This is a genomic window from Streptomyces sp. SAS_272 (assembly GCF_052543235.1).
Genome location: NZ_JBMNDR010000090.1, coordinates 1 through 24315, shown reverse-complemented (window position 1 = coordinate 24315; position 24315 = coordinate 1). Strand labels below are relative to the sequence as shown.

Sequence of the window (24315 nt, the reverse complement as noted above, 5' to 3'; positions counted from 1 at the left end):
TTCACTCCTTCTCTGTCACGGGGGAGGGACGGCGGGCCCGGCCGGCTGCCGGAACCTCTTCGCCGGCCGGCGCCGGGCCGGGCGGTGTGCCGTCGCCGAACGGGCGGCCGCCGAGCTCCTCCCGGCGGTGCGGGGAGTGCCAGCCGGCCAGGTCCGGGCCGAGGGGCACGATCCTCGTCGGGTTGATGCCGGTGTGCACCTGGTAGTAGTGCCGTTTGATGTGGTCGAAGTCGACGGTGTCGCCGAAGCCGGGCGTCTGGAAGAGGTCGCGGGCGTAGGCCCACAGCACCTGATTTTCCGTCAGCTTCCAGCGGTTGCACTTGAAGTGACCGTGATAGACGGCGTCGAAACGCACCAGCGTGGTGAACAGCCTGATGTCCGCCTCGGTGAGGGTGTCGCCCACCAGGTACCGCTGCCGTGCCAGTCGCGGCGTGAGCAGCTCCAGGCGTCGGAAGACCCCCGTGCACGCCTCGTCGTACGCGTCCTGGCTGTCGGCGAAGCCCGCCCGGTACACCCCGTTGTTGACGTCCTCGTACACGTCGGCCATGACCGCGTCGATCTCGTCGCGGAGCGCCTGCGGGTAGAGGTCGGGCGCGCCGGGGCGGTGCAGGGCCGTCCACTCGGTGGCGAGGTCGAGGGTGATCTGCTGGTAGTCGTTCGTCACCACTTCCCCGCTCGGCACGTCGACGATCGCGGGCACACTGACCCCGCCCGGATGACCGGGCTCCCGGCGCTCGTACGCCTCGGCGAGGTACCGGATGCCGAGGACGGGATCGCGGCCGCCGGGGTCGAGGCCGAACCGCCAGCTGCGGTCGTCCTGGACCGGATCGGTGATCGCCATCGACAGCGCGCCCTCCAGGCCGAGGAGCCGCCGGGAGATCACGGCCCGGCTCGCCCAGGGGCAGGCGCGGCTGACCACCAGCCGGTAGCGGTCCGCCGCGACAGGCCGGCCGTCCCGGCCGTCCGCGGTGATCCGGTCGGTGAAGTGACTTTTGGCGCGCCTGAAGGCCGTGTGCCCGTAGGAGCTGTTGCCGTCGCCGCCCCCGTCGCTCATGGCTTCCTCCCGGTGGTGTCGCGTCTGCTGTTCCCCGCGTTCCCCGTTTTCGGCCGGTGGCACGGTGTGATCGCGATCCGCCGGGGAATTCGGCGAAGGTGAGCGCGACACCTTCAGAACGGAACGCCGATCACCCGGCCGAGACGAAGGCCCGACAGAGTCAGGGGGTGGACGATCGCAGCACCGGCCGGAGCGCCGGAGCGGCGGGCGAACGAGCAGGCCGGCCGAGTGCATCCGGAACACCCGGCCCACCCGGCCCGGAGGGGACATCCGGCCTGCCCGGAACACCCGGCCCACCCGGCCCGGACGGGACATCCGGCCTGCCCGGAAAATCCGGCCCACCCGGCCCGGACGGGACATCCGGCCTGCCCGGAAAACCCGGCCCGTCCGGCACGTCGAGCGCGCAGGGCTCGTCGAGCACGCGCGGTGAGGACGACGGCTCAGCCGATCGCCGCACACGCGTCACCGTGCTCGTGGCGCTGGCCGCCAACCTGGTCATCGCCGTCGCCAAGGGACTGGGCGGCGTCCTCGCCGGGTCGCCGGCGCTGCTGTCGGAGGCCGCGCACTCCGTGGCCGACAGCCTGAACGAGGTGTTCCTGCTGGCGGCGCTGCGCCGCAGCCGCCGCCCGGCCGACCGCCGGCACCCCTTCGGCTACGGCAAGGAGCGCTTCTTCTGGTCGCTCCTCGCCGCCGTCGGGATCTTCGTGATGGGAGGCTGCTTCTCCTTCTTCCAGGGCGTCGAGGCGCTGCGGTCGGGAGCCGACGAGAAGCTCAGCGGCTATGTGGCGGGCCTGATCGTGCTCGGCGTCTCCTTCCTCGCCGAGGGCGTCTCACTGGCGCGGGCCCTGCACCAGGTGCGCCGGCAGGGCGGCAGCGCGGGCCTGCGGGACCCCGCCCTGCGCACGGTCGTCGCGGAGGACGGCACGGCCGTTCTCGGCGTCACCCTGGCCGCGATCGGCATGGCCCTGCACATGGTCACCGGACAGGTCGTGTGGGAGGCCTCCGCGTCGCTGGCGATCGGCGCGCTGCTCGTCTACGTCGCCTTCCGGCTCGGCCGCGATGCCCGCGACCAGCTCATCGGCGAGGCCGCGGCTCCCGAGACCGGCGCGCGCATCCATGCGCTCCTCGACGCCCAGCCGGAGATCGACAGCGTCGAAGCGGTGTTCACCATGCAGATGGGCCTGGACTCGGTGCTGGTGGCGGCCCGCGTGGACCTCATGCCGGGTCTGGACAGCGAGCGGGTCGAGGAGGTCGCCGTCCGCATCAAGCGGTCCATCGCCTCGACGATCTCCGAGGCGGACCAGATCTTCCTCGACGTGACCGACCGGCCCGCGGGTGAGACGGCGGGAAGCCCCGCCGCGACGGGGGAGCGCGGCGGGGCCTGACGGTCGGGTGCCCGGTGGGAACGCCTTGATGCGTTCCCACCGCGGTTTTCCCGCTCGCGACGCCCGCATGGACGCCGTCCGGGCGATCCCGGCAGGTCAGCGGCTCCCGGCCGGTTCCACGACGAACACCGGGATCTCCCGGTCCGTCTTCGTCTGGTACTCGGCGTACGGCGGATAGGCGGCGACCGCCCGCTCCCACCACTCGGCCTTCTCCGCGCCGGTGACCTCTCGTGCCGTCATGTCCTGCTTGAGCGGGCCGTCCTGGAGCTCGACCTGGGGGAGGGCCTTGATGTTGTGGTACCAGACGGGGTGCTTGGGCGCCCCGCCCTGGGACGCGACCAGGGCGTACCGGCCGTCGTGCTCGACGCGCATCAGCGGGGTCTTGCGAATCCGGCCGCTCTTCACGCCCAGCGTCGTCAGCAGCACGACGGGCAGTCCCGTCTCCCGCAGGGTCGTGCCCTCGGTGCCGCCGGAGCTTTCGTAGAGCTCCACCTGCTCGCGTACCCACTGTGTCGGGCTGGGTTCGTACTCGCCTTCGAGAGGCATGGTCTCCGTCCCCTTCGTCATGTCGCCGATGGCGCTGTGCCGTCATGTCGTCGTTCCGGACGCGTCGTCCGACGTGCTCGCGCGTCGCGCACGTCCGGCCCGCACAGGGATGCAACACCGATGGCCGCGTGTTTCATCCGCACGTCCGGCCGCCTAGGTCACCATCCGGACGGCGAGCACGGTCATCACCGCGCTCGACACGAGGGCCGTGACCAGACGTCCCCGGCGGCCGGTGAGCGCCCGGCCCAGCAGGGCGCCGCCTCCGGCGAGCAGCACCTGCCAGCTCGCCGAGGCGACGAAGGCCGCCAGCACGAACACCCCCTGTTCCAGGGGCCGTACCGGGTCGGCGGCGCCGGCGCCCAGCACCAGCGCGGCGAAGTAGACCACCGTCGTCGGGTTGAGGAGGGTGATGCCGAGGAGGTTCAGAAAGGCCCGGGCCGGGCTGGGCGCGGGCGGTCCGGACCGGGTGGCGAGCCGGTGCGCCCGGTACTGGCGCAGGGCGCTCCACGCGCCCCGGACCGCCAGCACCAGCAGGACCAGGGCCGAGGCCGAGCGCAGTGGCGTCAGCACCGGTCGCAGCACGGCCGCGACGGCTGAGCCGCCCACGGTCGCGACCAGTGCGTACAGGCCGTCCGCGGTGGCGACGCCGAGCGCGGCGCACACCCCGGTGCGCAGCGAGGTGCGGGCGGTGAGCGAGACGAGGTAGGTCGCGACCGCGCCGACGGGGACGGCGATGCCGTAACCCGCGACCAGGCCCGCGACGAGCGCCGCCGTCACCGTCGTGCGGCGTCGCGCCTCCGGGGGCGGCCGGGCTGCTGCTGGACCGGCGCCGTAGGAGCGGCGGCGGACGTCAGCGGCAGTGAGGCGTCGAAAGTGAGCATGGCCGGATCCTGCGGGTGAGGGGCGGCCGAGGGCAACCGGATTTCGCGTCTCCGTCTCCGTCCGCGTACCGGCTCCCGGGCCGCCGCCGTACCCCGCCCCCGCCCACCCCCTGGCACCTGGCATCCGGCCTCTGGCGCCTGGCAGCCGAGGCCGCCGGACTCGGCGTCCCCGTAGGCGTCCTGCCGTGTGGGCACGAGACCCCCGGCGGCCATCCCGCCTGCCGGGAGAGCCTCGCCCGGCTGCGCGGGACGGGCGTCCGGTTCGGGCGCCCGTACGACACGGCGGAGAGTGCGGAGTTCCGCTGGGAGCGGGCGCTGGACCTGCTCGGGTGAGCCCGGGCGGCCGGGCCCACGTACGCTCCGTCCACGTACCTCCTCCACCTCCCACCGATGTCAGGAGCGGCGACGATGCAGTACGTGAAGCTCGGTTCGACGGGTCTGGACGTGTCGCGGATCTGTCTGGGCTGTATGACCTACGGCGTCCCGGACCGGGGCGCGCACGAGTGGACTCTCGACGAGGAGGCGTCCAGGCCGCTGATCCGGCAGGCCCTGGAGGCGGGCGTCACCTTCTTCGACACCGCGAACGTCTACTCCGACGGCACCAGCGAGGAGATCGTCGGCAGGGCGCTGCGCGATTTCGCCCGGCGTGACGAGATCGTGCTCGCCACGAAGGTGCACGGCCGGATGCGACCCGGACCCAACGGCGCCGGACTGTCCCGCAAGGCGATCCTGTCCGAGATCGACCACAGCCTGAGCCGCCTCGGCACCGACCACGTCGACCTGTACCAGATCCACCGTTTCGACCCGTACACCCCCGTCGAGGAGACGATGGAGGCGCTGCACGACGTGGTGAAGGCGGGCAAGGCCCGCTACATCGGGGCGAGTTCGATGTACGCCTGGCAGTTCGCCACGATGCAGCACACGGCCGAACGGCACGGCTGGACCCGGTTCGCGTCGATGCAGAACCACTACAACCTCCTCTACCGCGAGGAGGAGCGCGAGATGCTGCCCCTGTGCGCGGACCAGGGCGTCGGCGTGCTGCCCTGGAGCCCGCTGGCCCGCGGCCGGCTCACCCGCGACTGGGGCACGCGGACCGACCGCAGCGCCGGTGACGCGTTCGGCAGCGCCCTCTACCCGGACGGCGACCGGACGATCGTCGAAGCCGTCACCCGCATCGCCGGCGCCCGCGGGGTGCCGCGCGCCCAGGTGGCCCTGGCCTGGCTTCTGCACCGGAGCACGGTGACGGCCCCGATCGTCGGCGCGTCGAAGCCGAACCATCTCGACGACGCGGCGGCGGCGGTCGAACTGGATCTGACCGAGAAGGAATTGCAGGAACTCGAGCAGCCCTACGTCCCGCACGCCGTCGCCGGTCACTGAACCGGCGGCGACGGAGGACGGGGCGCAGGCGAGGACGGAAGCCCGGCCCCGCCGGGCGCGGGTGGCTCCGGGGCGCCCGAGCGGGGTGGGCCAGGGGGCGGCGAGGGGTCCGCGCGGGTCAGTGCGGGCTCGCCGGCGGGAACTCCGTGCCGCAGGGCCCGGCCCCCTCGCTCACCGGCAGGGCCTGCCGCTCGCCGTTCATCGTCAGCGTCCGGTAGTACTCGCCGATCCGTTCCGCCGAGCGCCCGACGTAGTGCCCGATGAACGACCGGCGGAACCGGTCGCCGCTGCGGTTGGGCTGCGATCCGTGCACCAGACTGCCGTTGAAGAACAGCACGTCGCCCGCGGCCATGTCGACCGGCGTCGCCGCGAGCCCGGGCGGCGGCGGCACGTACTCCCGGGCGAACGACACCTGCGCGTCGGCCGTCTCCGGACAGAACAGGTCCATCCGGTGCGTGCCGGGCACGACTTCCAGACCGCCGTTGTCGCGGTCGATCTCGTCGCAGGCCAGCCAGGCGGCCACACACGTGCCCGGTTCGACCCGCAGATAGAAGTTGTCCTGGTGCAGCGCCTGGCCCCGGGCGCCCGGCGGCTTGAAGTAGAACATGCTCTGCGCCGCCAGCACCTCCTCGTCGAGCAACTGCTCCAGGGCGCCCCGCAGTCGGGCGTCGAGCAGTACCCGGCGGGCGAGCGGACTGATCTCGTGCGGGTGCAGCACCCTCGGATACGCGGCGAGCGGGTCCACGGCGCCTGGGCGCGGCTCGAAATGCCCGGGCACCGGCCGCCCCGCAGCGTGCAGCGCCTCGAACTCGGCGCAGAGCCGGTCGACTTCGTCCTGCGTGAACAGCCCTCGCGCGACGGTGAAACCGTCCTCCCGGTACTGCCGCAGATCCGCCTCGCTCAGGCGGGGAGTCCCGGCGGTGTCGATGTCCGTCACTGTCATGCATGGCCTCCTGGGTCAGCCTGCCGCGGGACTGGCACCGTAACCCCGAGCCGGGCGACGCGAAAGACGGGCCAGGGCGGCTGTCGTCGGGCGAGGGAAAGGCGAGGGAAACACGTCTCGGAAAGGAGCCCTCGGCAGGGGAGTCAAAAGGGACGGCAATACCGGGACCACCCCACAGGGCGATCCTGCATTGACGTTTCGTCAATATCTGCGTCCGGCGCCCCGTGTACGAAACCGTGGGATCTCTTGTTCGTCCTGGTCCGGTTGTGCGAAGGTGTGCCTTGTCGGCGCGCGGACAACGATTTCCCCATCGTGCGCACGAGACGCCTCCCGTCACACTCCCCACGCTTCACAAGAGCTGTCCCCCTGAGGACGTCAGAGGCGCCGAACCCTGTGCGAGTCGTCCGCCGCCCGGGCGGAACCGCAAACCCGATGGTATGGACTTTATGCCGCATGCCCCGGAAGGAATGCAGCCCGTGAATGACGCAGGCCTGTCGAATTCCCCTTCGGCGCGCCGCTTCGACGCGACGGACGAACAGCTCAGCGCGGAGCTGAAGAAGTGGACGGGGGCGTCGCCCGCGCTGCATCCCGTCGGTGAGCTGCTCGACCGGCACTGGGAGGCCGCCTTCTCCTACGCCCGGCTGTGCACCGACGGCGAGCGCGCGGCCGGCATGCTCACCACGGCCGCCTTCACCCGGCTGTTCGGCGAGACCCTCCGGCAGAACGGTCCGACGGCCGCCTGGCGCCCTCATCTGCTGGTCACCGTCCGCCGCATCGCGGCCGAGTGGGACGCCGACGGCCGCCGCGACCTGCTGCATCCCACGCTGCGCTCCGAGGGCGACGGCGACGGCGTGATCGCCGACCGGGCGGCCGCCCTCATGCTGCCGCCCGTGAACCGGCGCATGCTGTCCCGGGCGTTCCAGCGGCTGCCCGAGTCGGCTCGCTGCCTGCTGTGGCACGTCGAGGTCGAGGCCGAGCCGCTGGCGGTGCCGGCCGGACTGCTGGGCCTCGAGGAGGACGGCGCCCGCGGCGAGTTGAGCCGGTCCCGCGAGCGGCTGCGCGAGGAGTGCCTCCAGGTGCACCGTGAACTCGCCACCGACGACGACTGCCAGCGCTACCACCGACTCCTGGACGTCACCTGCCGGCGCGGCGGCGTCGACCTCGACCCCGATCTGCGCAACCACCTGGACGGCTGCCGGCACTGCACCCACACCGCCGACCAGTTGGTGCAGTTCGAGGGGCTGCTCGGCACCGCCCTGGCCGACGGCATCCTGGGCTGGGCGGCCGCGGCCTATGTGGAGATCAGGGTGACGGGCCACGGCGAGTCCGGCGACCCGGCCGGGGAGAAGCCGCGCGGTTACGCGGGCGAGGCCTTCACGGACGGGTCCTTCGCGGCCGCGTCCGCCGAGGCCGGAGCCCGGCCCACGACCCGCGGCCGGGTGCGGTCCGGCCTGGTCTCCCGGATCGGAGCCCGCTTCGGCGACCTCCCCGGGGCCGCCGCCCCGGCCGGCCCCGGCGGCGCACCCGCGCCCGCCTCCGCGGCCGACGCCGCCCCGCGCCCCGGCTCCGCGGCGGACGCGGACCCACGCCCCGGCACGAGCCGTTCGGAGCAGAAGGCGGCCCGTCGCGCCGCCCGCCGGCGCAACCTCGCCGCCGCCGTGCTGACCGTGAGCGGGCTCGTCGTCCTGCCGCTCATGGTGTGGGCCGTCATCGACTCCGGTGACGGAGGGGCCCCGGCCGCCAACAGCGGCGCGGCCGAGCCCGACGCCCCGGGCACGGACAAGGCCACCGGCGACCCCTCCTGGGCCGGCGCGGACGCCGCCGCACAGGGCACCGTGCGAGGCCGTCTGCACAACGTCGCCTCCGGGCTGTGCATCGGCGTCGAAGGGGCCAAGCCGGTCAGCGGCGCCGAGGCCGAACTCGCCGCCTGCACCTCCGCCGCCGGCCAGCAGTGGGCGTACGACCCGACCGGACTGCTGCGCAGCGCCGCCGCCCCCGACCTCTGCCTCGACTCCCGGCTCGGCTACTCCGTGCGGCTCGCGCCGTGCACGGGCGCCGCCCAGCCGGACGCCAGGAACGTCCAGTACGACTTCACGCTGCAGGGCACGCTCGTCCCGCGCTCCGGCCAGAACCTCGCGCTGGCGCCCGCCGCCACCGACGGATCGGGCGCGCTCGTCCTGAAGAACCGGGTGGACAGCGCCGCCCAGCGGTGGGTGATCGACACCTCGCAGCCCGACCCGCAGATGCAGTTCGTCAACTGGGGCGCCGACACCGACCCCTCCGACGCCCCGGCCCCGTCCGCCAGGCCGAAGGCCGCGAAGCCGGCGCCCACACCGACGCCGTCCGCCGCCCCGACGGCGTCCGCGAGCGCGTCCCCGGGTCCGGGCGACACGTCCTGCTGGTACGGGAACCCCTGCTCCGGCGGCCGGCCCGGCCCGTCCGGCGGTTACGGACAGGGCTCCGGCGGCTACGGGGGATACGGCGGCTACGGCGGTTACCCCTATGGGGGATACGGCGGCTACGGAGGATACGGCGGCGGTCGCTGAACCGGGCGGTCAGGCGCCGATCACCTGGAGCGAGGCCCACAGCGCCACCACGGCCGGGATCAGCGCGGCCGGCACCGTGAGCAGGCCGAGCCGGGTGAACTCGCCGACCTCGACGCGCTCGTCGCGCTCCTGCACCACACGCCGCCACAGCAGCGTCGCGAGGGATCCGGCGTAGGTCAGGTTCGGGCCGATGTTCACCCCGAGCAGCACCGCGAGCACCGCCCCGGTCCCCGCCGGGGCGGCGAGCGGCACCAGGACCAGCACCGCGGGCAGGTTGTTGATCAGGTTCGCGAGGACGGCGGCCACCGCGGCGACGGCCAGCAGCGCGAGCAGACCCGAGCCGCCGGGCAGCACGTGCCGCAACGCGCCGGCGAGGCCGTTGTCGACCACCGCGCGCACCACGATCCCGAGCGCCAGCACGAACGCGAGGAACCCCGGCGCGGCGGCCCGCACCACGGCGACCGGCGTCACGCGGCGTCGCGCCAGCGCCCGCCCGGCCATGACGAGGGCGCCGGCCAGCGCGGCCCAGGCCGGTTCGATCCCGACCGCGGAGGCCACCACGAATCCCGCCAGCGTGCAGGCCACGGTGACCAGCGCGAACAGCGGCAGCTCGGGCTCCGGACCGTCGTCGGCGGTGGGCTCGGCGGCGGGCAGGTCGGCGGCGAAGAACCGCCGCAGGACCAGGTACTCGGCGCCGATCGCGACCACCCACGGCAGCGCCATCAGGGCGGCGAAGCGGGTGAAGCTCAGCCCGCTCGCCGTGAACGCCAGCAAGTTGGTCAGGTTGGAGACCGGCAGCAGCAGCGAGGCGGTGTTCGACAGGTGCGCGCACGCATAGACGTGCGGCCTCGAGCGCACCCCCATCCGGGCGGCGGTGGCGAACACCACCGGCGTCAGCAGCACCACCGTGGCGTCCAGACTCAGCGCCGCCGTGACGGCCGACGCCAGCACGAACACCGCGGCCAGCAGGCGCCGCGGCCGGCCGGCCGCCCGGCGGGCCATCCACGCGCCGCAGGCGGTGAACAGTCCCTCGACGTCGCACAGGTGCGCCAGCACCAGCACCGCGGCGAGGAAGCCGACGACCGGCCCGAGGCGTTCGGCTTCCGCCAGGGCGTGGTCCGCAGACACCGCGCCCAGGGCGATCACCGCCACCGCCGCGGGGACGGCGACCAGGGCCTCGGAGCGCCCGGCGGGGCGCAGCACCGCCCAGCCGAGGGCGGCGGCGAGCAGGAGGACGGACAGACTTTCGGCGAGCGGGGTGTTCAGGGCGGTTCTCCGGGACGGGGTCGGGACGCTGCCCGCCCATCGAGGAGGTCCGGGAGCCCGTCCATGAAAACACGTTCGGGTAAGAGCCCCGCCCGGCCGGGTCGGCGGGAGGACCGCCTCACTCCTCCTCGAGGAGCGCCAGCTCCGCCCAGATCGTCTTGCCCTCGGCCGTGTGCCGGCTGCCCCAGCGCTGGGTGAGCTGGGCGACCAGGAGCAGGCCGCGGCCGCCTTCGTCCCAGGTCTTCGCCCGGCGCAGGTGCGGGGCCGTGTGGCTGTGGTCGGAGACCTCGCAGATCAGCGTCGTCGCGTCATGGATGAGCCGCAGCCGGATGGGGCGGGAGCCGTACCGGATCGCGTTGGTGACGAGCTCGCTCACCACGAGTTCGGTGGTGAACGACGCGTCGCTCAGCTCCCAGCGGGCCAACTGCTCGACGGCCTGCTTGCGGATCGGCGCGACCAGCGCGGGGTCGGCGGGGATGTCCCAGGTGGCGACCTGGGAGGCGGGCAGGCCCCGGGTGCGCGCGAGCAGCAGCGCCACGTCGTCGGCGGCCCCGCCGGGCGGCAGCAGAGTGCGCAGGATCCGGTCGCAGGTCTCGTCCAGGGAGCCCGACGGGTCTGCCAGAGCCTCCCTGAGCAGCCGGTGACCGGCGTCCGCGTCGCGCTCGCGGGACTCGGTCAGGCCGTCGGTGTAGAAGGCGAGCACACTGCCCTCGGCCACCTCCAGCTCGGCCGACTCGAAGGGCAGCCCGCCCACGCCCAGCGGGGGACCGGCGGGCAGCTCGATCCGCCGGGGCGTGCCGTCCGGCCGGAGCAGCACCGGCGGGGGGTGACCGGCGCGTGCCAGGCTGCAGCGCCGCGACACGGGGTCGTACACCGCGTACAGACAGGTCGCGCCGACCTCGCCGGGGCTGCCCTCGCCGCCGGCCTCCTCCGACAGCCGGACCACCAGGTCGTCAAGATGGGTGAGCAGCTCGTCGGGGGCCAGGTCGATGTCGGCGAGGGTGCGCACGGCGGTGCGCAGCCGGCCCATGGTGGCCGAGGCCTGGACGCCGTGTCCGACGACGTCCCCGACGACCATGGCCACACGCATCCCGGACAGCGGGATGACGTCGAACCAGTCGCCGCCGACCCCGGCGCGGGCGGCCGGCAGATAGCGGGAGGCGGCCTCGACGGCGGCCGTGCGCGGCAGGGTCCGCGGCAGCAGGCTGCGCTGCAGGGCGAGGGCCGTCTCGCGTTCGCGGGAGTAGCGGCGGGCGTTGTCGATGCAGACGGCGGCACGGGTCGTGACCTCCTCCGCCAGCAGCAGGTCGTCCGGGGAGAAGGGCTCGGGCCGGCGGAACCGGGTGAGGACGGCGACGCCGAGGGTGACGCCCCGGGCCTGGATCGGCACGGACATCGTGGAGTGGATGCCGAGCTCGCGCACCCGGGCGGCGCGTGCCGGGTCCCATTCCAGCCAGGCGTCCAGACCGCCGTCGGCCACCGTGCCGACGATGGTGCGGCCCGCGGCCAGCGAGTCGGCCTGCGGCGACCCGGTCGGATAGTGCTGCGCCTCGCCGGGCTCGGCCACCGCCTCGGGGCTTCCGGCGTTGATCGAGTGGTGCGCCGCGCGCCGCAGGCTCACCGGCGGGGTGAACCGGGCCGGGGGTTCGCCGTCCTGCGGGTCCAGCAGGTCGACGCTGACGAAGTCGGCGAGCGCGGGGACGCACACCTCGGCCAGCTCCTGGGCCGTGCGGGTCACGTCGAGGGTGCTCCCGATGCGCACGCTCGCCTCGTTGACCAGCTGGAGCCGCTCACGGGAGCGGTGGTGCTCGGTGAAGTCGTGGGCGGCCAGGCACACGCCCCGGATCCGGCCGGCCGGATCGGTCACCGGCGCCATCCGGGCGAGCCAGGCGTGCGCGCGGTCCTCAACGCCGGTCCGCATGTACGTCTCGACGTCCCGGGCCCGGCCGCTGTGCAGCACCTGGAGCATGTGCCGTTCCAGTTCGGAGCTCTGCGACAGGCCGCCGATCTCGGACAGCCGCAGACCCTTGACGCGGTCCTCGGGCAGCCCGATGACGTCGCTCATCGCGTCGTTGATCCGGCGCAGCCGCAGCTGTTCGTCGTAGACCGCCACGGGGCAGGGGGACTGGACCAGGCCCGCAGTGGCGAGCGGTTCGTCCGAGGGGGCCGGACCGCTCCCGGTGAGAGGGGTGACGACGAGCCACTGCCCGGGCCGGCCGTCCTCGGAGCGGCTGTGGTGGGCGAGCAGCCAGGTCGGCATCGGTCGGCCGTCGCGGTGGCGCAAAGTCACCGTTCCGTCCCAGCGGGAAGCGGTGGGGAGGGGCAGGGCTTCGCTCAGGAGCTGCGCGGCGGGCCGGCCCACGACCTCGTCCTGGGACCAGCCGAGGAGGGCCCGGGCGCCCTCGTTCCACCCGATGAGCGTGCCGACGTCGTCGACGACGGCCCGGGCCGTCGCGGCCTCGTCGAACGGATACTCCGGGCTCATCTCGCCACTCCCGTGCGGGCACTCACAGTGAACAGGCAGGTCACTTCCGTTCCAGCCTAGTGCGTTCGGCCCGCGCGTGGACGGGAACCCCCGGGGGGCGGCCGCACAGCGGACGTGCACCGGGGTCAAGAGGCAGATCCGGCCGATCTTCCTCGAGGGAGCCCCGGCGGATCCGCGACGCCGCAGCGGACTTCCGCACCCTCGACGGGCAGGAGCGGCGCATCGTCAGACTCTGTTGGCCCGCGCCGAGTTGTGAGCACCTCTGGTTTCCGGTGTTCAGATTGGCGGGGGAGGGTCGTCCACGACGGTCACGCGCAGATCGGTCCTTGCCGCCTCCGCGGCCGCACCGGCCGCCGGAGCAGTCCTCGGCGCCCCGCCCGACCAGGCCGCCGCGCACGCCACGAGCGCCACGAGCGCGCCGGGCCGCTGTGCGGTCCCGCTGCGTGACGGCTGACGGTTCACACCGGTCGACGCCGGCGGACTCACCGACCCGACGGGCCGGTACGCGGACGCCGCCGACCCCGGGCGCGACGACTCGGCCCGGCGCGCGGTGGGCCTCCCGGCCGACTGGACCATCTGCTGGTCCGGCGCCTTCGTCTGGTCCTACGCCTTCTTCAAGGCGGCCACCGCCCTGCTGCCCGCCTTCAGCGGGGCCAGGCCGGCAGGGCCGCCGGCGTACGGTGCGCCCCGGCCGGACCCGCCGGTCGGGGCGCGCCACCGTCGTCGGCTCCCTCGTGTCCGCGCCGCCCTCGCAGCGCCCCGGCCCAAGCGCCTCAGTGCGTCTCGTTCCCCTCGAACGTCACCTTCGCCGTGTCGACCGTGCCCGCGCTGCGGCCTGGAGCGCTCTGCCACGACCAGTACAGATTGGTGTGCGCGATGACCAGCTCCGGGGCCGGTGCGCCGTACTCGCTGAGATCCTCCGTGGTGTGCGCGTCGCCGACCAGCGTCACGTCGTAACCCCGCACGAAGGCGCCGTGCAGGGTCGAGCGGATGCACGCGTCCGTCTGTGCGCCTGTGACGACGACCCGGCCCACCCCGTGTTCGGCGAGCACCGACTCCAGCTCCGTGTCCTCGAAGGAGTCGAAGTAGCTCTTGTGCACGAGCGGCTCCGGGTCGAGGCGGACCAGCTCCTCGACGTAGTGCCAGTTCTCACTGCCGCGCACCAGTTCGCCGTCCGAGTGCTGCACCCAGACGACCGGAGCGCCCTGCGCGCGGGCGGCGTCGATCAGGACGCCGATATTGGCGATCACCTCGTCGCGCCGGGGCGCGCCCGCCACCACGCCCTTCTGGACGTCGATGACGAGCAGTGCCGTACGCGGCCGGTCGGGCAGGGTGGTCATGGCGGCTCCCCGTTCTCGCAGTGCGGTGCGGACGGTCCACCCTAGGACGCCCCACTGACAACGACCCGTCCGCGGCAACGACCCGTGCTCACGGTCGCCGTCCCCGCGGTCGTCGACCGCGCGGTCCCAGCGGCGCGGTCCTGCCGACACGCCCAGGCGACGCGGCCCGCCGGCGATGGCCCGAGGTCATTTCGTCCGCACCGTTGACGGGGTGTCATGACTGCAACAAGCATGTCCCTCGACCCCTCCCTGGGAGCGCTCCCATCGGCCGCCCGGTCGGTACGGAGCGTCCCGCGTCTTTCGAGGAGCCCGGACGTGAAACGACGCAGAACCGCCCTGCTGTCCCTCGCGGCCCTGCTGGGTGCGGCGCTCACCGCGCTGCCCGCGCAGCAGGCCGGTGCCGAAGAGACCGAACAGGTCAGGAACGGCGCCTTCGACACGACCGCCGACCCGTGGTGGACCAGCAACGTCACCGCCGGCCTCGTCGACGGCCGGCTCTGCGCGGACGTGCCCGGCGGAACCGTCAACCGCTGGGACTCCGCCGTCGGCCAGAACGACATCACCTTGCAGAAGGGGTCGACGTACCGTTTCTCCTTCAGTGCCTCCGGAGTGCCCGAGGGGCATGTGGTGCGCGCTGTCGTGGGCCTCGGGGCCGCGCCGTACGACACCTGGTACGAGGCGACCCCGGTGCTGAGCGCGTCGGGGGACTCGTACGCGTACACCTTCACCGCGCCCGTCGACAGCGCGCAGGGACAGGTCGCCTTCCAGGTCGGCGGGAGCGCAGACCCCTGGCGGTTCTGCCTGGACGACGTATCCCTGCTGGGCGGGGTGCCGCCCGAGGTCTACGAGCCCGACACCGGACCGCGGGTGCGCGTCAACCAGGTCGCCTACCTGCCCGGCGGGCCGAAGAACGCCACGCTGGTGACGGACGCCGCGGGCAAGCTGCCCTGGCGGCTGAGGAACGCCGCCGGGACGACGGTCGCGAAAGGCTGGAGCGTGCCGCGCGGCCTCGACGCCTCGTCCGGACAGCGCGTGCACTCCATCGACTTCGGCGCCTACCGCAAGGGCGGCGCCGGATTCACCCTGGTCGCCGACGGCGAGACCAGCCGCCCGTTCGACATCGGCACGGCCGCCTACCGCCGACTGCGCGTCGACGCGGCGAAGTACTACTACACGCAGCGCAGCGGCATCGCGATCCGCGACGACCTGCGGCCCGGATACGGCAGGGCCGCAGGACACGTGGGCGTCGCGCCCAACCAGGGCGACGCGTCGGTGCCCTGCCGGCCCGGGGTGTGCGACTACACCCTCGACGTCTCGGGCGGCTGGTACGACGCCGGGGACCACGGCAAGTACGTCGTCAACGGGGGCATCGCGGTCTGGGAGCTGATGAGCACCTACGAACGCTCCCTGCACGCCCGCACCGGCCATCCTGCCGCGCTCGGCGACGGCACGCTCGCCCTGCCGGAGAGCGGCAACAGGACGCCGGACATCCTCGACGAGGCCCGCTGGGAGCTGGACTTCCTGCTGAAGATGCAGGTGCCGGCCGGGCAGCCGTTGGCGGGCATGGCCCACCACAAGGTCCACGACGAGCAGTGGACGGGCCTGCCGCTGCTGCCGGACGACGACCCGCAAAAGCGCGAGCTGCACCCGCCGACGACCACCGCGACCCTCAACCTGGCCGCCGCCGCCGCCCAGGCGGCCCGGCTCTACAAGCCCTACGACAAGGCGTTCGCGGCGAAGGCGCTGAAGGCGGCGCGCGCCGCCTGGGCGGCGGCCGTGGCGCACCCGGAGGTGTACGCCGATGCGGCCGACGCCACCGGCGGTGGCGCCTACAACGACGCCGACGCGACCGACGAGTTCTACTGGGCGGCGGCCGAGCTGTACCTGACCACGGGGGAGAAGCGGTACGCCGACTTCGTCGCCGGTTCGCCCGTGCACACCGCCGACGTGTTCGGCCCCTACGGCTTCGACTGGTCCCGCACGGCCGCCGCCGGCCGGCTCGACCTCGCCCTCGTGCCCAGCAAGCTGCCGGGACGGGACAAGGTGCGCCGCTCGGTGGTGCGCGGCGCGGACGCCTATCTGGCCGCCCTGGCGACACAGCCGTACGGCATGCCCTACGCGCCCGACGGCAATCTGTACGACTGGGGTTCCAGTCACCAGGTCCTGAACAACGCCGTGGTGATCGCCACCGCCTACGACCTGACCGGTGCCGCGAAGTACCGTGACGCGGCCGTCGAGAGCATGGACTACGTCCTCGGCCGCAACGCCCTCAACATCTCGTACGTCACCGGCTACGGCGAGGTGAACTCCCACCGTCAGCACAGCCGTTGGTACGCCCACCAGCTCGACCCGAAGCTGCCGGAGCCGCCGGCCGGAACGCTCGCGGGCGGACCGAACTCGAGCATCCAGGACCCCTATGCCCAGAGCAAGCTCCAGGGGTGCGTCGGGCAGTTCTGCTACATCGACGACATTCAGTCCTGGTCGACGAACGAGACGGCGATCAACTGGAATGCGGCGCTGGCCCGGATGGCGTCGTTCGTGGCGGATCAGCAATAGGACGCGACCGGTCGCGAGCGTGCACGGACGAACACCTTCTGGTACCGCGCGGTCATCACTTTGACCTGGGGAGATTTACGAGTAAGTACCCGCGCGGTACCGTGAAGGGCATGCCAGCCCTCAATGTGGAGTTCAGCGATCGCGAGCTGGAGGACCTGCGGCAGATCGCCAAGGAACGCGGTACGTCGATGAAGGCACTCGTGCGGGAGGCGGCCGCGGCCGACATCGCGCGGCACCGGGCGCTGCAGGAGGGCGCGGAGGAATTCCGCAGGTTCTTCGCGTCCCATGCCGACGAGTTCGCGGCCGCCTTCCCCGACGACGAGCGCTCCGTCAGGAGCGAGGGGCGGGTCGCCTGACCGATGACAGCCGTCATCCACATCGATGTGCCCTGGCTGCTCCAGCGCCATGAAGAGGTCCTGCCCGAGCAGCCCACCGTCAACGACTTCTCGGCCCTGGTCGCCGCCGTCGCCCGGCACCGGGTCGACCCGCCCAAACTGGGGGTGGACTCCGACCCCGCCTGGCGGGCCGCCGCACTGCTGCACACGCTCACCCTGCTCAGGCCCCTGCCCTCGGCCAACGCCCGCTTCGCCTGTGCGACGGCGGTGGCGTACATGTTCACCAGCGGCGTCGGCATCGATCCGCCGTACGGTGCGCTCGTCGACCTCGCCCGGGATCTCCTCGACGGCAAGACCGACGTGTACGGGGCGGCGGACCGGCTGCGCTCCTGGCAGATATAGCGCGCTCGCGACGGGGCGCCGAAGGGGAGAACGAGAACCCGAAACCTTCCGGGCCGCCGGCCGAGGGCGGGAGGAACAGGGCCGGCGGCCGTTTCGCGCAGGAGAGCCGCCGTCCTGCGCGGGGCCTCCGAGGAAGTGGCCGGTTCCAGCCAACTACCCGGGCCGGTGCGGCGGGAGCGTGCGCGGAGCCCTGCCGCGTGCGCGTGTTTCACACGGGGCGCAAGAACGGATTCCGACCGGAGCGCCCGGTCGTGCGGAAAAGGCGCAGTACGAGGTGGGAGCCGCTTTTTGCTTATCGACTTTCTATCAACAAAGGGCGCCTTCGGCTCTCGCCTTGTTGCGCGCGACTTAGTTGTGCAAAGGTGAACCACCCGTGCGGGGGATCATGGCCAGGTCCCCTGCGTTCGTCGGCGGAGGCGAATTGGCGCTCCCTGCCCGCACCGAACAGGTACGTACCAAAGGAATTCGCTCAGTGCCCACCCCCCAGCCTCCGCTTCCGCCCTACCCCCCGCCGGGCGAGGGCCCCGGAGAGTCCGACGAGTCTCTCGCCGCCGGGATCCGCGGCGGCGCGGACAGCGAGGTCGCCCAGTCCACGGCGCTGCTGATCGCCCGGCACTGGCGGCCGGTGCACGAGTACGCGGTCATCTGCCTCGCCTCCTCCGGAAGCGTCGCGTCGATGATCACCGCCGCCGCCTTCCACCAGGTCTTCGACCGGCTCAAGCTGGGCGAGCCGGGCACGGCGCTGCGCCCCCGACTGCTGGTGACCGTCCGGGACATGGCGAGGCTCTGGTCCGCCGACGAGCAGCTGTCGGGCGTCCTGCCGGTGCTGCGCAAACCGGCCGGGGCCCGCGGCATGCGCACCGCGAAGTCCATGACGCCGGAGAACCGGGTGCTGGCGGAACGCTCGTTCCAGGGGCTCCCCGCGGTCGCCCGCTGCGTTCTGTGGCACGTGGAGGTCGAGGCCGAGCAGGTCACCGTCGCGGCCGGACTGCTCGGCATGGACACCGAGACCGTGTCCGCGGCCCTCGAACAGGCCCGCGACAAGCTCCGCGAGGGCGTCGTGCGCGCCCACCGGGAACTCGCGCCGAGCAAGGACTGCCGGTTCTACAACCGACTTCTGGACGTGCCCATCCGGCGCGGCGGCGAACTCCTGCCCGACGTGCGCAAGCACCTGGACGAGTGCCGCTACTGCCGCTCCGCCGCCGAACAGCTCGGCGGCTTCGAGAGCGGCCTCGGCCTGCTGCTCGTCGAGGCGGTGCTCGGCTGGGGCGCCCGCCGCTACCACGACACCCGGCCCGGCCGGGCCCGTCAGCAGACCGTGCGCCTCAAGGGCTCGGCGCGACACCGCGGCGGCGGTACCCGGGGCCGGCGCGGCGCCCTTCTGTCGAAGATCCCCTCGCCGCGCCGGCGCTCGTCCGACGGCCCGCGCTCGGCGCGCAGGCTGTTCGCCGGCGTGGGCCTGGCCTCGGCGGGCCTGGTGACCACCCTGCTCGCGGCCGGCCTGTGGACGGACGGCGGCGGCGCCGACCCCGCCTCCTCCAGCACCGGCGTGCCCGGCACCGACTCGCAGGCCGCCACCGCCTCGCCGACCGCCCCCGGGACCGCCCGGCTGCCCGCCACGCCCCGGCAGACCAGGCTGCGCAACGCCGCCGCCGACCTGTGCCTGGACGTCCGCGGCGAGGCGAAGGCGGGCGCCTCCGTCGAGCTGGCGGGCTGTTCGTCCGAGGCGACCCAGCGGTGGTCGTACGACGACGACGGGCAGGTGCGCAGCGTGGCCCGGCCCGATCTGTGCGTGGACTCGCACGTGGACGCCGGCGTGGTCATCCTCGGCGGGTGCGTCGACGCCGCCGACGCCCGCGGCGACGACGTCCGCTACGACCTCACCGTGCAGGGCGAGTTGCTGCCGCGCTGGGACGACGCGCTCGCTCTCGCCCCGGCCGGTGACAACGCGGGCAGCGATGTGGTGGTGAAGGTGCGCGACCACTCGGCGAGTCAGCGCTGGCTCACGGACGGCCCCTCGGCGAGCCCGGGCTCCCTCGCGGTCGCCGGCACCGAGGCGCCGCCCTCGGCCCGGCCCGCCGACCTGGCGGACGGGTCCGTCTGAGGCCTGGTCCGCCCCGGCCCGGGGCGGTCGTCAGCCGGCGTTCTCGACGAGGTCCTCAGGTCCGACGGTCGACGGGGTGCGGTGACCGCACAGGGCCAGCGTGAGGTCGAACTCGGCGAGCAGACAGCGGATCACGTGCTCGACGCCGGACTGTCCGTCCAGGCCCAGCCCGTAGACGTAGGGCCGGCCGAGCAGGACCGCTCGTGCGCCGAGGGCGAGGGCCTTGAAGACGTCGTCGCCGGTGCGCACCCCGCTGTCGAACAGCACGCTCAGCCGGTCGCCGACCGCCTGCGCCACCCGGGGCAGCGCGTCGGCGGCCGCCACCGCGCCGGCCACCTGCCGGCCGCCGTGGTTGGAGACCACCACGCCGTCCATCCCGGCGTCCGCCGCCAGTCGCGCGTCGTCGGGGTGCAGCACGCCCTTGAGGACGATCGGGCCGTCCCAGTTCTCCCGCAGGAACGCCAGGTCCGGCCAGGTCTTGCCGGGGTCCGCGAACAGGCTCACGAAGTGCAGCACGGCTGCGTTCGGGTCCTCGTGCACGGGCCTGGCGAGACCCGCCGCGAAGGCGGGGTCGGTGAAGTGGTTGGCCGTGCCCACACCGTGCAGGAACGGCAGATAGGCCTGGTCGAGGTCGCGGGGCCGCCAGGCCAGCATCGGGGTGTCGAGGGTGACGACCAGCACCGTGAAGCCGCTCGCCTTCGCGCGGCTCAGAAAGCTGCGGGTGATCTCCCGGTCCTTCGACCAGTACAGCTGGAACCAGCGCTCGGCGTCCCCCATCGCCTCGGCCACCTGCTCGATGGGCGTGCTGGAGGCCGACGACAGGATGTACGGGACCCCGTGCGCCGCCGCCGCCCGGGCAGCCGCGGACTCCGCCTCCGGATGCATGATGGACAGCACCCCGACCGGCGCCAGCGCCAGCGGCGCGGGCAGCGTACGGCCCAGCAGCTCGACCGACAGGTCCCGCTCGCGCACGTCGCGCAGCATGCGCGGCACGATCCGGCGGCGCTCCAGCGCCTCCCGGTTGGCCCGTGCCGTGCTTCCGTCGCCCGCGCTGCCCGCGACATAGCCGACCGGGCCCGGTCCGAGCCGACGCTCGGTGAGCTCCTCCAGGCGGGTCAGGTCGGTCGGCAGCCGGGGGACCGCGCCGGTCATCCCGTTGAGGTAGATCTCGTACTGGAAGTCCCCCCAGTGCTTGGCCATGCGACCGTCCCGTCTCTCGTCTCCCGGCGTCCCGTCGCGCCGTTGCGCGGGCGGGGTGCAGCAGGGTGACCATACCGGCGGGTCGGCGCCGTGGTCCGGTCCGCGCCGGCGCTCCGGGCGCGCTCCCGCGGGGCGTCATCGAGGGCCTCCAGCGGTGCGGTGCGGCGTCGGTCCGGCCGGCTTCCGAAGAGATCGCCGGGGAAGCGGGGGCGCTAGCGGAATGTTTCAGGCCGATTAACGAAGCTATGAGAACCGGTCATCGAACCGATCGAACCGATCATGAAGCGCTTGTTTCCGGCGTTGGAACGTTCGAACTTAGTGACTTCGAGCCACTGATTCAACACGCAAGGTTACCGAAACCCGTGGGGTCGATGTGAGATTCGGCGACGGACTCGGCAGACTCGCGCTCGCCGCGTTCGGCACCGACCGAGTCGGACCGGCACACCCCCGAATCGAGCGGAAGGATGCACACAATGCGGAACACCGCGCGCTGGGCAGCGACCCTCGGCCTCACGGCCGCAACCGTCTGCGGATCCCTCACCGGATCCGCGCTCGCCGCCCCGGCCGCAGCGCCGACCTCCCTGTACGCCCCGTCGGCACTCGTGCTGACCGTGGGCCACGGAGAGACCGCCGCCACCGTCAACGCGGCCCGGGCCGTCACTCTGAGCTGCGCGCCGACCCCTTCCGGCACGCACCCGGCCGCCTCCCTGGCCTGCGCCGAAATGCGCGCCGTCGGCGGTGACCCGGAGCTCCTCGCGGGCCCCGGCCACGCCGTGTGCACCAGGCAGTACGACCCGGTGGTCGTCACCGTGGACGGCGTGTGGCAGGGCAGGCGCGTCGCCTTCGCGCACACCTTCGCCAACGAGTGCGTGAAGAACGCTGCCGAGAGCAGCCTCTTCGCGTTCTGAGGACCGGGATCACGTGGTCCCCGTGGGAGACCGAGGCAGGCTCGTGACGTGGGGAGTGCGAGCCCCTGACGCGGGACCGCTGTGATCTCGTACCCGGAGGCCGGACCGGCGGTGTGGGGCTGCCGCCGGCCTCCGGGCTTTTCGTGTACGACCCGGCCGCATCCGACCGAGCGGATGCGGCCTTCCGGGCGGCCGGCTAGGGGCGCTCCCGGTCCCGGTGGCTGGTGTCGCACCAGGGATAGCGGCGGCTGCGCCGGCAGGTGCACAGAGCGACCCGGAAGCGGTCGGAGGAGACGGTGGTGCCGTCCTCCAGCTCCACCTCCACCGGGCCCTCGACGAGCAGGGGCCCCCGGCGTCGGACGCTGATCCGGCAGGGCTTGTCGGCGGGGGAGTTCGGCACGGGCGACCACCAGCTCCTCGTTCTCGTCGTTCCTTGTCGTCGGCCCTCGACGGCTGTCGACGCCTCTCGTCGCCGTGGGGCGGCGGCGGGGCCGGTCAGGAGGCGCGGACGGTCTCCCGTTCGGGCAGCGGGATCCGCAGGGAGGACCCGCCCGAGCGCCAGGCGGCCAGCAGACGTTCGCCGAGACGGTCCTCCAGCATCCCGGTCGCGTCGACGCCGAACGCGATGTCGGCCGCGAGGTGCGGTTCCTCCTCGAGCAGGCCGGCGATGACCTCATGGCGCACGACCTGCTCGTGGACGGCGTCGGCCTCGACGTGCTCGTCGTAGAAGTGCACGGCGGCGGGGCCGGCGTCCGCGCGGCGCATCGCCTGCGCGAGCCGCCGCGAGCCGGGCGAGGAGGTGATCTCCACCGCCGCGAAGTGGCCGACCAGCGCGCCCCGCAGGGACCGGTGCAGGCCGAACAGCGACATCATGTTGACCACGGCCAGCGCCTGCGCGCACGTCGCGTCGAGGTAGCGGCCGTAGCCGGTGTCCAGCCCCAGGTCCTCCATCAGGTCCGCGAAGAGCCGGGCGTGCACGCGCTCGGCCCGGCCGCCGCCGTACTCGTCGAACTCCACCGCGGCCATGGCCGCCTTGGCCCGGCCCCACAGCCTCGGCAGCACCCACGCGTGCGGGTCCGCCTCCTTGAGGTGGTACAGGGAGCGCTGGGCCGCGTACTCGCGCAGCTGCCACGCCTCGCCCTCGGCGGCCAGGAAGTGGCTGACCCCCGTGCCCCCGACGGGCTCCACGAGGATCTCCGCCAGCGCGTCGTCCAGGGAGGCGTGGACCGGTGTGTCGGCGCGCAGGGCGGTCAGGAAGCGGTCTTCCAGCGCGGCCCGGACCCGCAGCAGCGCAGGGTCCCACTCACGGTCCGGGGACACCCCGGCGAAACCGCGGTAGTGCAGCTCGTAGCAGAGGTACAGGGCCAGTTGGAGGTCGTCGCCGTACGGCGAGGCGGACGCCGCCGCCTCGGCCGCCGGGAGGGGGCCCGCGTCCTCGAGGTACGCGCGGACGGCCTCGGAGAGCGGCCCCCGGGGGACCGGCAGCGGCGGTCCTGCAAGGTCGTGTGCCATGCGGGCCGGGTACCCCGCAGGCGGCGGAACACCCCTCGGCCTGCGGTTCGACGGCGCTGGCGTCCGGCGCCGGGCGCCCCGCCGTCCGGGATGCGTCGCGCCGGAGGACTCAGTCGCCCTGGGACTCCTCTTCGGCGCGCCGGTCGGCGGCGGGGGCGTCGGCGGCTTCTCCCCTGCGCCGGGCACGCTCGCCCTCCGGGTCGTCGACGCGGGTCTCGGCGTCCTCCGTCTCCCGGATGACCTCCTCCCGAGCGGTCCGGGGGCGGTCCTGGCCGGTGTCGGGCCGCTGGTCGTGGTCGGGCACGGTGGCTGCCTTCCGCCGGGTTCGGATCGGTCTCAGTGTTTCGTGAGGCGCAGCGGGATCGGCTCCGGCGGTGCGTCCGCGTCGTAGGCGAGCCGGGTGACCTCGGCCCACCAGGCCGGGCCGTCCTCCAGGTGGCGCAGCATGACTCCCTCGCGGATGGCCCAGGGGCAGACGGTGAGGGTGGAGAGCCCGGTGAGCTTCATCGCCGTGTGCCCGAGCACCGCGCCGGCCAGGCTCTGCGCGGCGCGCGGTGCGGAGATGCCGGGCAGCCGGGCGCGTTCGGACGCGGGCAGGGCGGCCAGCGTGTCGACGGCCTTCCGCAGGTCGCCGCGGCGCAGGGTGCGGTCCATGAACGGGCCGTGCCGCCCGGGCGCGGCCCCGCACAGCCGTGCGAGCTGCTGGAAGGTACGGGAGGTGGCGACCGCTGTGCGCGGGCCCTCCCAGCGGATCCGGGCTGCCACGTCCCTGAGCTGGTGACGGATTCTGCGGCGGGCCGCGCGCAGGAGCTCGGGGGACGGCGGGTCCTGGTCCGCGAAGAAGTCGTGGGTGAGGCGGGCCGCGCCCAACGGCAGGGAGACGACGAAGTCCGGCAGGCGGCCCCGGCCGAAGGCCGCCTCGAAGGAACCGCCGCCGATGTCCATCAGGGCGAGCGGTCCCGACCGCCAGCCCATCCAGCGCCGGGCCCCGAGGAACGTCAGCTCCGCCTCCACCTCGCCCGGCAGGGTGGACAGCGCGACGCCGCTGCGCGCGCGGACCGTGCGCAGCACCGCCTGCCGGTTGGGGGCGGCGCGCACCACGGCGGTGGCGAAGGCGAGCGGCCCCGTGGCCCCCCACCGGTCCGCGGTCCGGGCCGCGGCGGAGACCGCCCGCACGAGTCGTTCCACAGCCTCGTCCGGGACGGGGCCACCGGGCTTGACCTGTTCGGACAGCCGCAGCCGCCACTTGGCCGTGTGCACCGGCAGTGGAACTCCGCCCACCGCGTCGGCGACCACGAGCCGCACGGTGTTCGACCCCACGTCCAGAACGCTGATTCTCATGGACCCGCGGGTATCCAGGCCCGCGCCTTCATGCGTCGCCGAGCAGAAACGGAAGGCGACGGGGGGAGGTGCGGCGACGGGGAGTGCGATGACGGTCTGCATGCCGGCGAAGGCCGATGCAGGCGGGGGGGGGG

General features: G+C 73.6%; 20 protein-coding genes. 8 read left to right on the top strand and 12 right to left on the bottom strand.

What is annotated here, in order from left to right; all coding sequences use genetic code 11:
- Position 1 precedes the first annotated feature (1 nt).
- Positions 2–1054 carry a glutathione S-transferase family protein gene (locus ACN6LD_RS35000; RefSeq protein ID WP_319194399.1) on the bottom strand — a complete coding sequence of 351 codons (1053 nt, stop codon included), beginning with the start codon at positions 1052–1054 and terminating at the stop codon, positions 2–4.
- Positions 1055–1521: 467 nt separating this feature from the next.
- Here ACN6LD_RS35000 and ACN6LD_RS34995 point away from each other — a divergent pair, with 467 nt between their 5' ends.
- Positions 1522–2439 (top strand): cation diffusion facilitator family transporter, encoded by a 918-nt coding sequence (locus ACN6LD_RS34995; RefSeq protein WP_319194401.1) that lies wholly within the window; start codon positions 1522–1524, stop codon positions 2437–2439.
- A 96-nt stretch (positions 2440–2535) separates the two neighbouring features.
- On the opposite strand, the gene ACN6LD_RS34990 is transcribed toward ACN6LD_RS34995, so the two are convergent.
- Both ACN6LD_RS34990 and ACN6LD_RS34985 read right to left on the bottom strand, forming a co-directional pair.
- Positions 2536–2985, bottom strand: a complete 450-nt coding sequence (locus ACN6LD_RS34990; RefSeq protein ID WP_319194407.1) for a nitroreductase family deazaflavin-dependent oxidoreductase — start codon at positions 2983–2985, stop codon at positions 2536–2538.
- Between the two features lie 153 nt (positions 2986–3138).
- Positions 3139–3762, bottom strand: coding sequence for a LysE family transporter (locus ACN6LD_RS34985; RefSeq protein ID WP_445045272.1), 624 nt, complete (start codon positions 3760–3762; stop codon positions 3139–3141).
- A gap of 512 nt (positions 3763–4274) precedes the next feature.
- On the opposite strand from ACN6LD_RS34985, the gene ACN6LD_RS34980 reads away from it, so the two are divergent.
- The gene (locus tag ACN6LD_RS34980; protein ID WP_445045271.1) at positions 4275–5243 is read left to right on the top strand and encodes an aldo/keto reductase; all 969 of its coding nucleotides are present in this window, start codon (positions 4275–4277) and stop codon (positions 5241–5243) included.
- Positions 5244–5361: 118 nt separating this feature from the next.
- Here the strand turns inward: ACN6LD_RS34980 and ACN6LD_RS34975 are convergent, their stop codons facing one another.
- Positions 5362–6186 carry a phytanoyl-CoA dioxygenase family protein gene (locus ACN6LD_RS34975; RefSeq protein WP_445045270.1) on the bottom strand — a complete coding sequence of 275 codons (825 nt, stop codon included), beginning with the start codon at positions 6184–6186 and terminating at the stop codon, positions 5362–5364.
- A 467-nt stretch (positions 6187–6653) separates the two neighbouring features.
- Between ACN6LD_RS34975 and ACN6LD_RS34970 the strand changes: the two genes are divergently transcribed.
- Positions 6654–8732 (top strand): ricin-type beta-trefoil lectin domain protein, encoded by a 2079-nt coding sequence (locus ACN6LD_RS34970; protein ID WP_445045269.1) that lies wholly within the window; start codon positions 6654–6656, stop codon positions 8730–8732.
- 9 nt (positions 8733–8741) lie between these two features.
- On the opposite strand, the gene ACN6LD_RS34965 is transcribed toward ACN6LD_RS34970, so the two are convergent.
- From ACN6LD_RS34965 to ACN6LD_RS34955, 3 genes are all read right to left on the bottom strand, one after another.
- A complete protein-coding gene (locus ACN6LD_RS34965; protein ID WP_319195495.1) occupies positions 8742–9998 on the bottom strand; it encodes an SLC13 family permease in 1257 nt (418 codons plus the stop codon).
- Between the two features lie 118 nt (positions 9999–10116).
- On the bottom strand, positions 10117–12483 hold the full coding sequence (locus tag ACN6LD_RS34960; RefSeq protein WP_445045268.1) for a SpoIIE family protein phosphatase: 2367 nt from the start codon (positions 12481–12483) through the stop codon (positions 10117–10119).
- Positions 12484–13256: 773 nt separating this feature from the next.
- Complete coding sequence (locus tag ACN6LD_RS34955) at positions 13257–13823, bottom strand: cysteine hydrolase family protein (RefSeq protein WP_445045267.1); 567 nt, start codon at positions 13821–13823, stop codon at positions 13257–13259.
- Positions 13824–14138: 315 nt separating this feature from the next.
- Between ACN6LD_RS34955 and ACN6LD_RS34950 the strand changes: the two genes are divergently transcribed.
- From ACN6LD_RS34950 to ACN6LD_RS34935, 4 genes are all read left to right on the top strand, one after another.
- Complete coding sequence (locus tag ACN6LD_RS34950) at positions 14139–16379, top strand: glycoside hydrolase family 9 protein (protein WP_319195483.1); 2241 nt, start codon at positions 14139–14141, stop codon at positions 16377–16379.
- 110 nt (positions 16380–16489) lie between these two features.
- The gene (locus tag ACN6LD_RS34945; RefSeq protein ID WP_319195481.1) at positions 16490–16735 is read left to right on the top strand and encodes a hypothetical protein; all 246 of its coding nucleotides are present in this window, start codon (positions 16490–16492) and stop codon (positions 16733–16735) included.
- Positions 16736–16738: 3 nt separating this feature from the next.
- On the top strand, positions 16739–17116 hold the full coding sequence (locus ACN6LD_RS34940) for a hypothetical protein (protein WP_057577480.1): 378 nt from the start codon (positions 16739–16741) through the stop codon (positions 17114–17116).
- Between the two features lie 472 nt (positions 17117–17588).
- Entirely contained in the window at positions 17589–19220 is a 1632-nt protein-coding gene (locus ACN6LD_RS34935; RefSeq protein ID WP_445045266.1) for a ricin-type beta-trefoil lectin domain protein, read from the top strand.
- A gap of 30 nt (positions 19221–19250) precedes the next feature.
- On the opposite strand, the gene ACN6LD_RS34930 is transcribed toward ACN6LD_RS34935, so the two are convergent.
- Positions 19251–20420, bottom strand: a complete 1170-nt coding sequence (locus tag ACN6LD_RS34930; RefSeq protein ID WP_445045265.1) for a lactate 2-monooxygenase — start codon at positions 20418–20420, stop codon at positions 19251–19253.
- Positions 20421–20893: 473 nt separating this feature from the next.
- Here ACN6LD_RS34930 and ACN6LD_RS34925 point away from each other — a divergent pair, with 473 nt between their 5' ends.
- Positions 20894–21328: a subtilase-type protease inhibitor gene (locus ACN6LD_RS34925; protein WP_445045264.1), complete on the top strand. Its 435-nt coding sequence runs from the start codon at positions 20894–20896 to the stop codon at positions 21326–21328.
- Positions 21329–21524: 196 nt separating this feature from the next.
- Here ACN6LD_RS34925 and ACN6LD_RS34920 read toward each other — a convergent pair whose 3' ends face one another.
- From ACN6LD_RS34920 to ACN6LD_RS34905, 4 genes are all read right to left on the bottom strand, one after another.
- Positions 21525–21728 carry a CDGSH iron-sulfur domain-containing protein gene (locus ACN6LD_RS34920; protein ID WP_319193845.1) on the bottom strand — a complete coding sequence of 68 codons (204 nt, stop codon included), beginning with the start codon at positions 21726–21728 and terminating at the stop codon, positions 21525–21527.
- Between the two features lie 95 nt (positions 21729–21823).
- Positions 21824–22840: an iron-containing redox enzyme family protein gene (locus ACN6LD_RS34915; RefSeq protein ID WP_445045263.1), complete on the bottom strand. Its 1017-nt coding sequence runs from the start codon at positions 22838–22840 to the stop codon at positions 21824–21826.
- Between the two features lie 109 nt (positions 22841–22949).
- Positions 22950–23144, bottom strand: a complete 195-nt coding sequence (locus tag ACN6LD_RS34910) for a hypothetical protein (protein ID WP_445045262.1) — start codon at positions 23142–23144, stop codon at positions 22950–22952.
- Between the two features lie 32 nt (positions 23145–23176).
- Positions 23177–24181: a Ppx/GppA phosphatase family protein gene (locus ACN6LD_RS34905; protein WP_445045261.1), complete on the bottom strand. Its 1005-nt coding sequence runs from the start codon at positions 24179–24181 to the stop codon at positions 23177–23179.
- Positions 24182–24315 lie beyond the last annotated feature (134 nt).

Excerpts from the sequence above, each read along its gene's own strand:
- ACN6LD_RS34905 (WP_445045261.1), bottom strand. The coding sequence starts at position 24,181 with ATGAGAATCAGCGTTCTGGACGTGGGGTCGAACACCGTGCGGCTCGTG.
- ACN6LD_RS34990 (WP_319194407.1), bottom strand. The coding sequence starts at position 2,985 with ATGCCTCTCGAAGGCGAGTACGAACCCAGCCCGACACAGTGGGTACGC.
- ACN6LD_RS34975 (WP_445045270.1), bottom strand. The coding sequence starts at position 6,186 with ATGACAGTGACGGACATCGACACCGCCGGGACTCCCCGCCTGAGCGAG.
- ACN6LD_RS34980 (WP_445045271.1), top strand. The coding sequence starts at position 4,275 with ATGCAGTACGTGAAGCTCGGTTCGACGGGTCTGGACGTGTCGCGGATC.
- ACN6LD_RS34945 (WP_319195481.1), top strand. The coding sequence starts at position 16,490 with ATGCCAGCCCTCAATGTGGAGTTCAGCGATCGCGAGCTGGAGGACCTG.
- ACN6LD_RS34970 (WP_445045269.1), top strand. The coding sequence starts at position 6,654 with ATGCAGCCCGTGAATGACGCAGGCCTGTCGAATTCCCCTTCGGCGCGC.
- ACN6LD_RS34915 (WP_445045263.1), bottom strand. The coding sequence starts at position 22,840 with ATGGCACACGACCTTGCAGGACCGCCGCTGCCGGTCCCCCGGGGGCCG.
- ACN6LD_RS34960 (WP_445045268.1), bottom strand. The coding sequence starts at position 12,483 with ATGAGCCCGGAGTATCCGTTCGACGAGGCCGCGACGGCCCGGGCCGTC.
- ACN6LD_RS34955 (WP_445045267.1), bottom strand. The coding sequence starts at position 13,823 with ATGACCACCCTGCCCGACCGGCCGCGTACGGCACTGCTCGTCATCGAC.
- ACN6LD_RS34925 (WP_445045264.1), top strand. The coding sequence starts at position 20,894 with ATGCGGAACACCGCGCGCTGGGCAGCGACCCTCGGCCTCACGGCCGCA.
- ACN6LD_RS34930 (WP_445045265.1), bottom strand. The coding sequence starts at position 20,420 with ATGGCCAAGCACTGGGGGGACTTCCAGTACGAGATCTACCTCAACGGG.
- ACN6LD_RS34940 (WP_057577480.1), top strand. The coding sequence starts at position 16,739 with ATGACAGCCGTCATCCACATCGATGTGCCCTGGCTGCTCCAGCGCCAT.
- ACN6LD_RS35000 (WP_319194399.1), bottom strand. The coding sequence starts at position 1,054 with ATGAGCGACGGGGGCGGCGACGGCAACAGCTCCTACGGGCACACGGCC.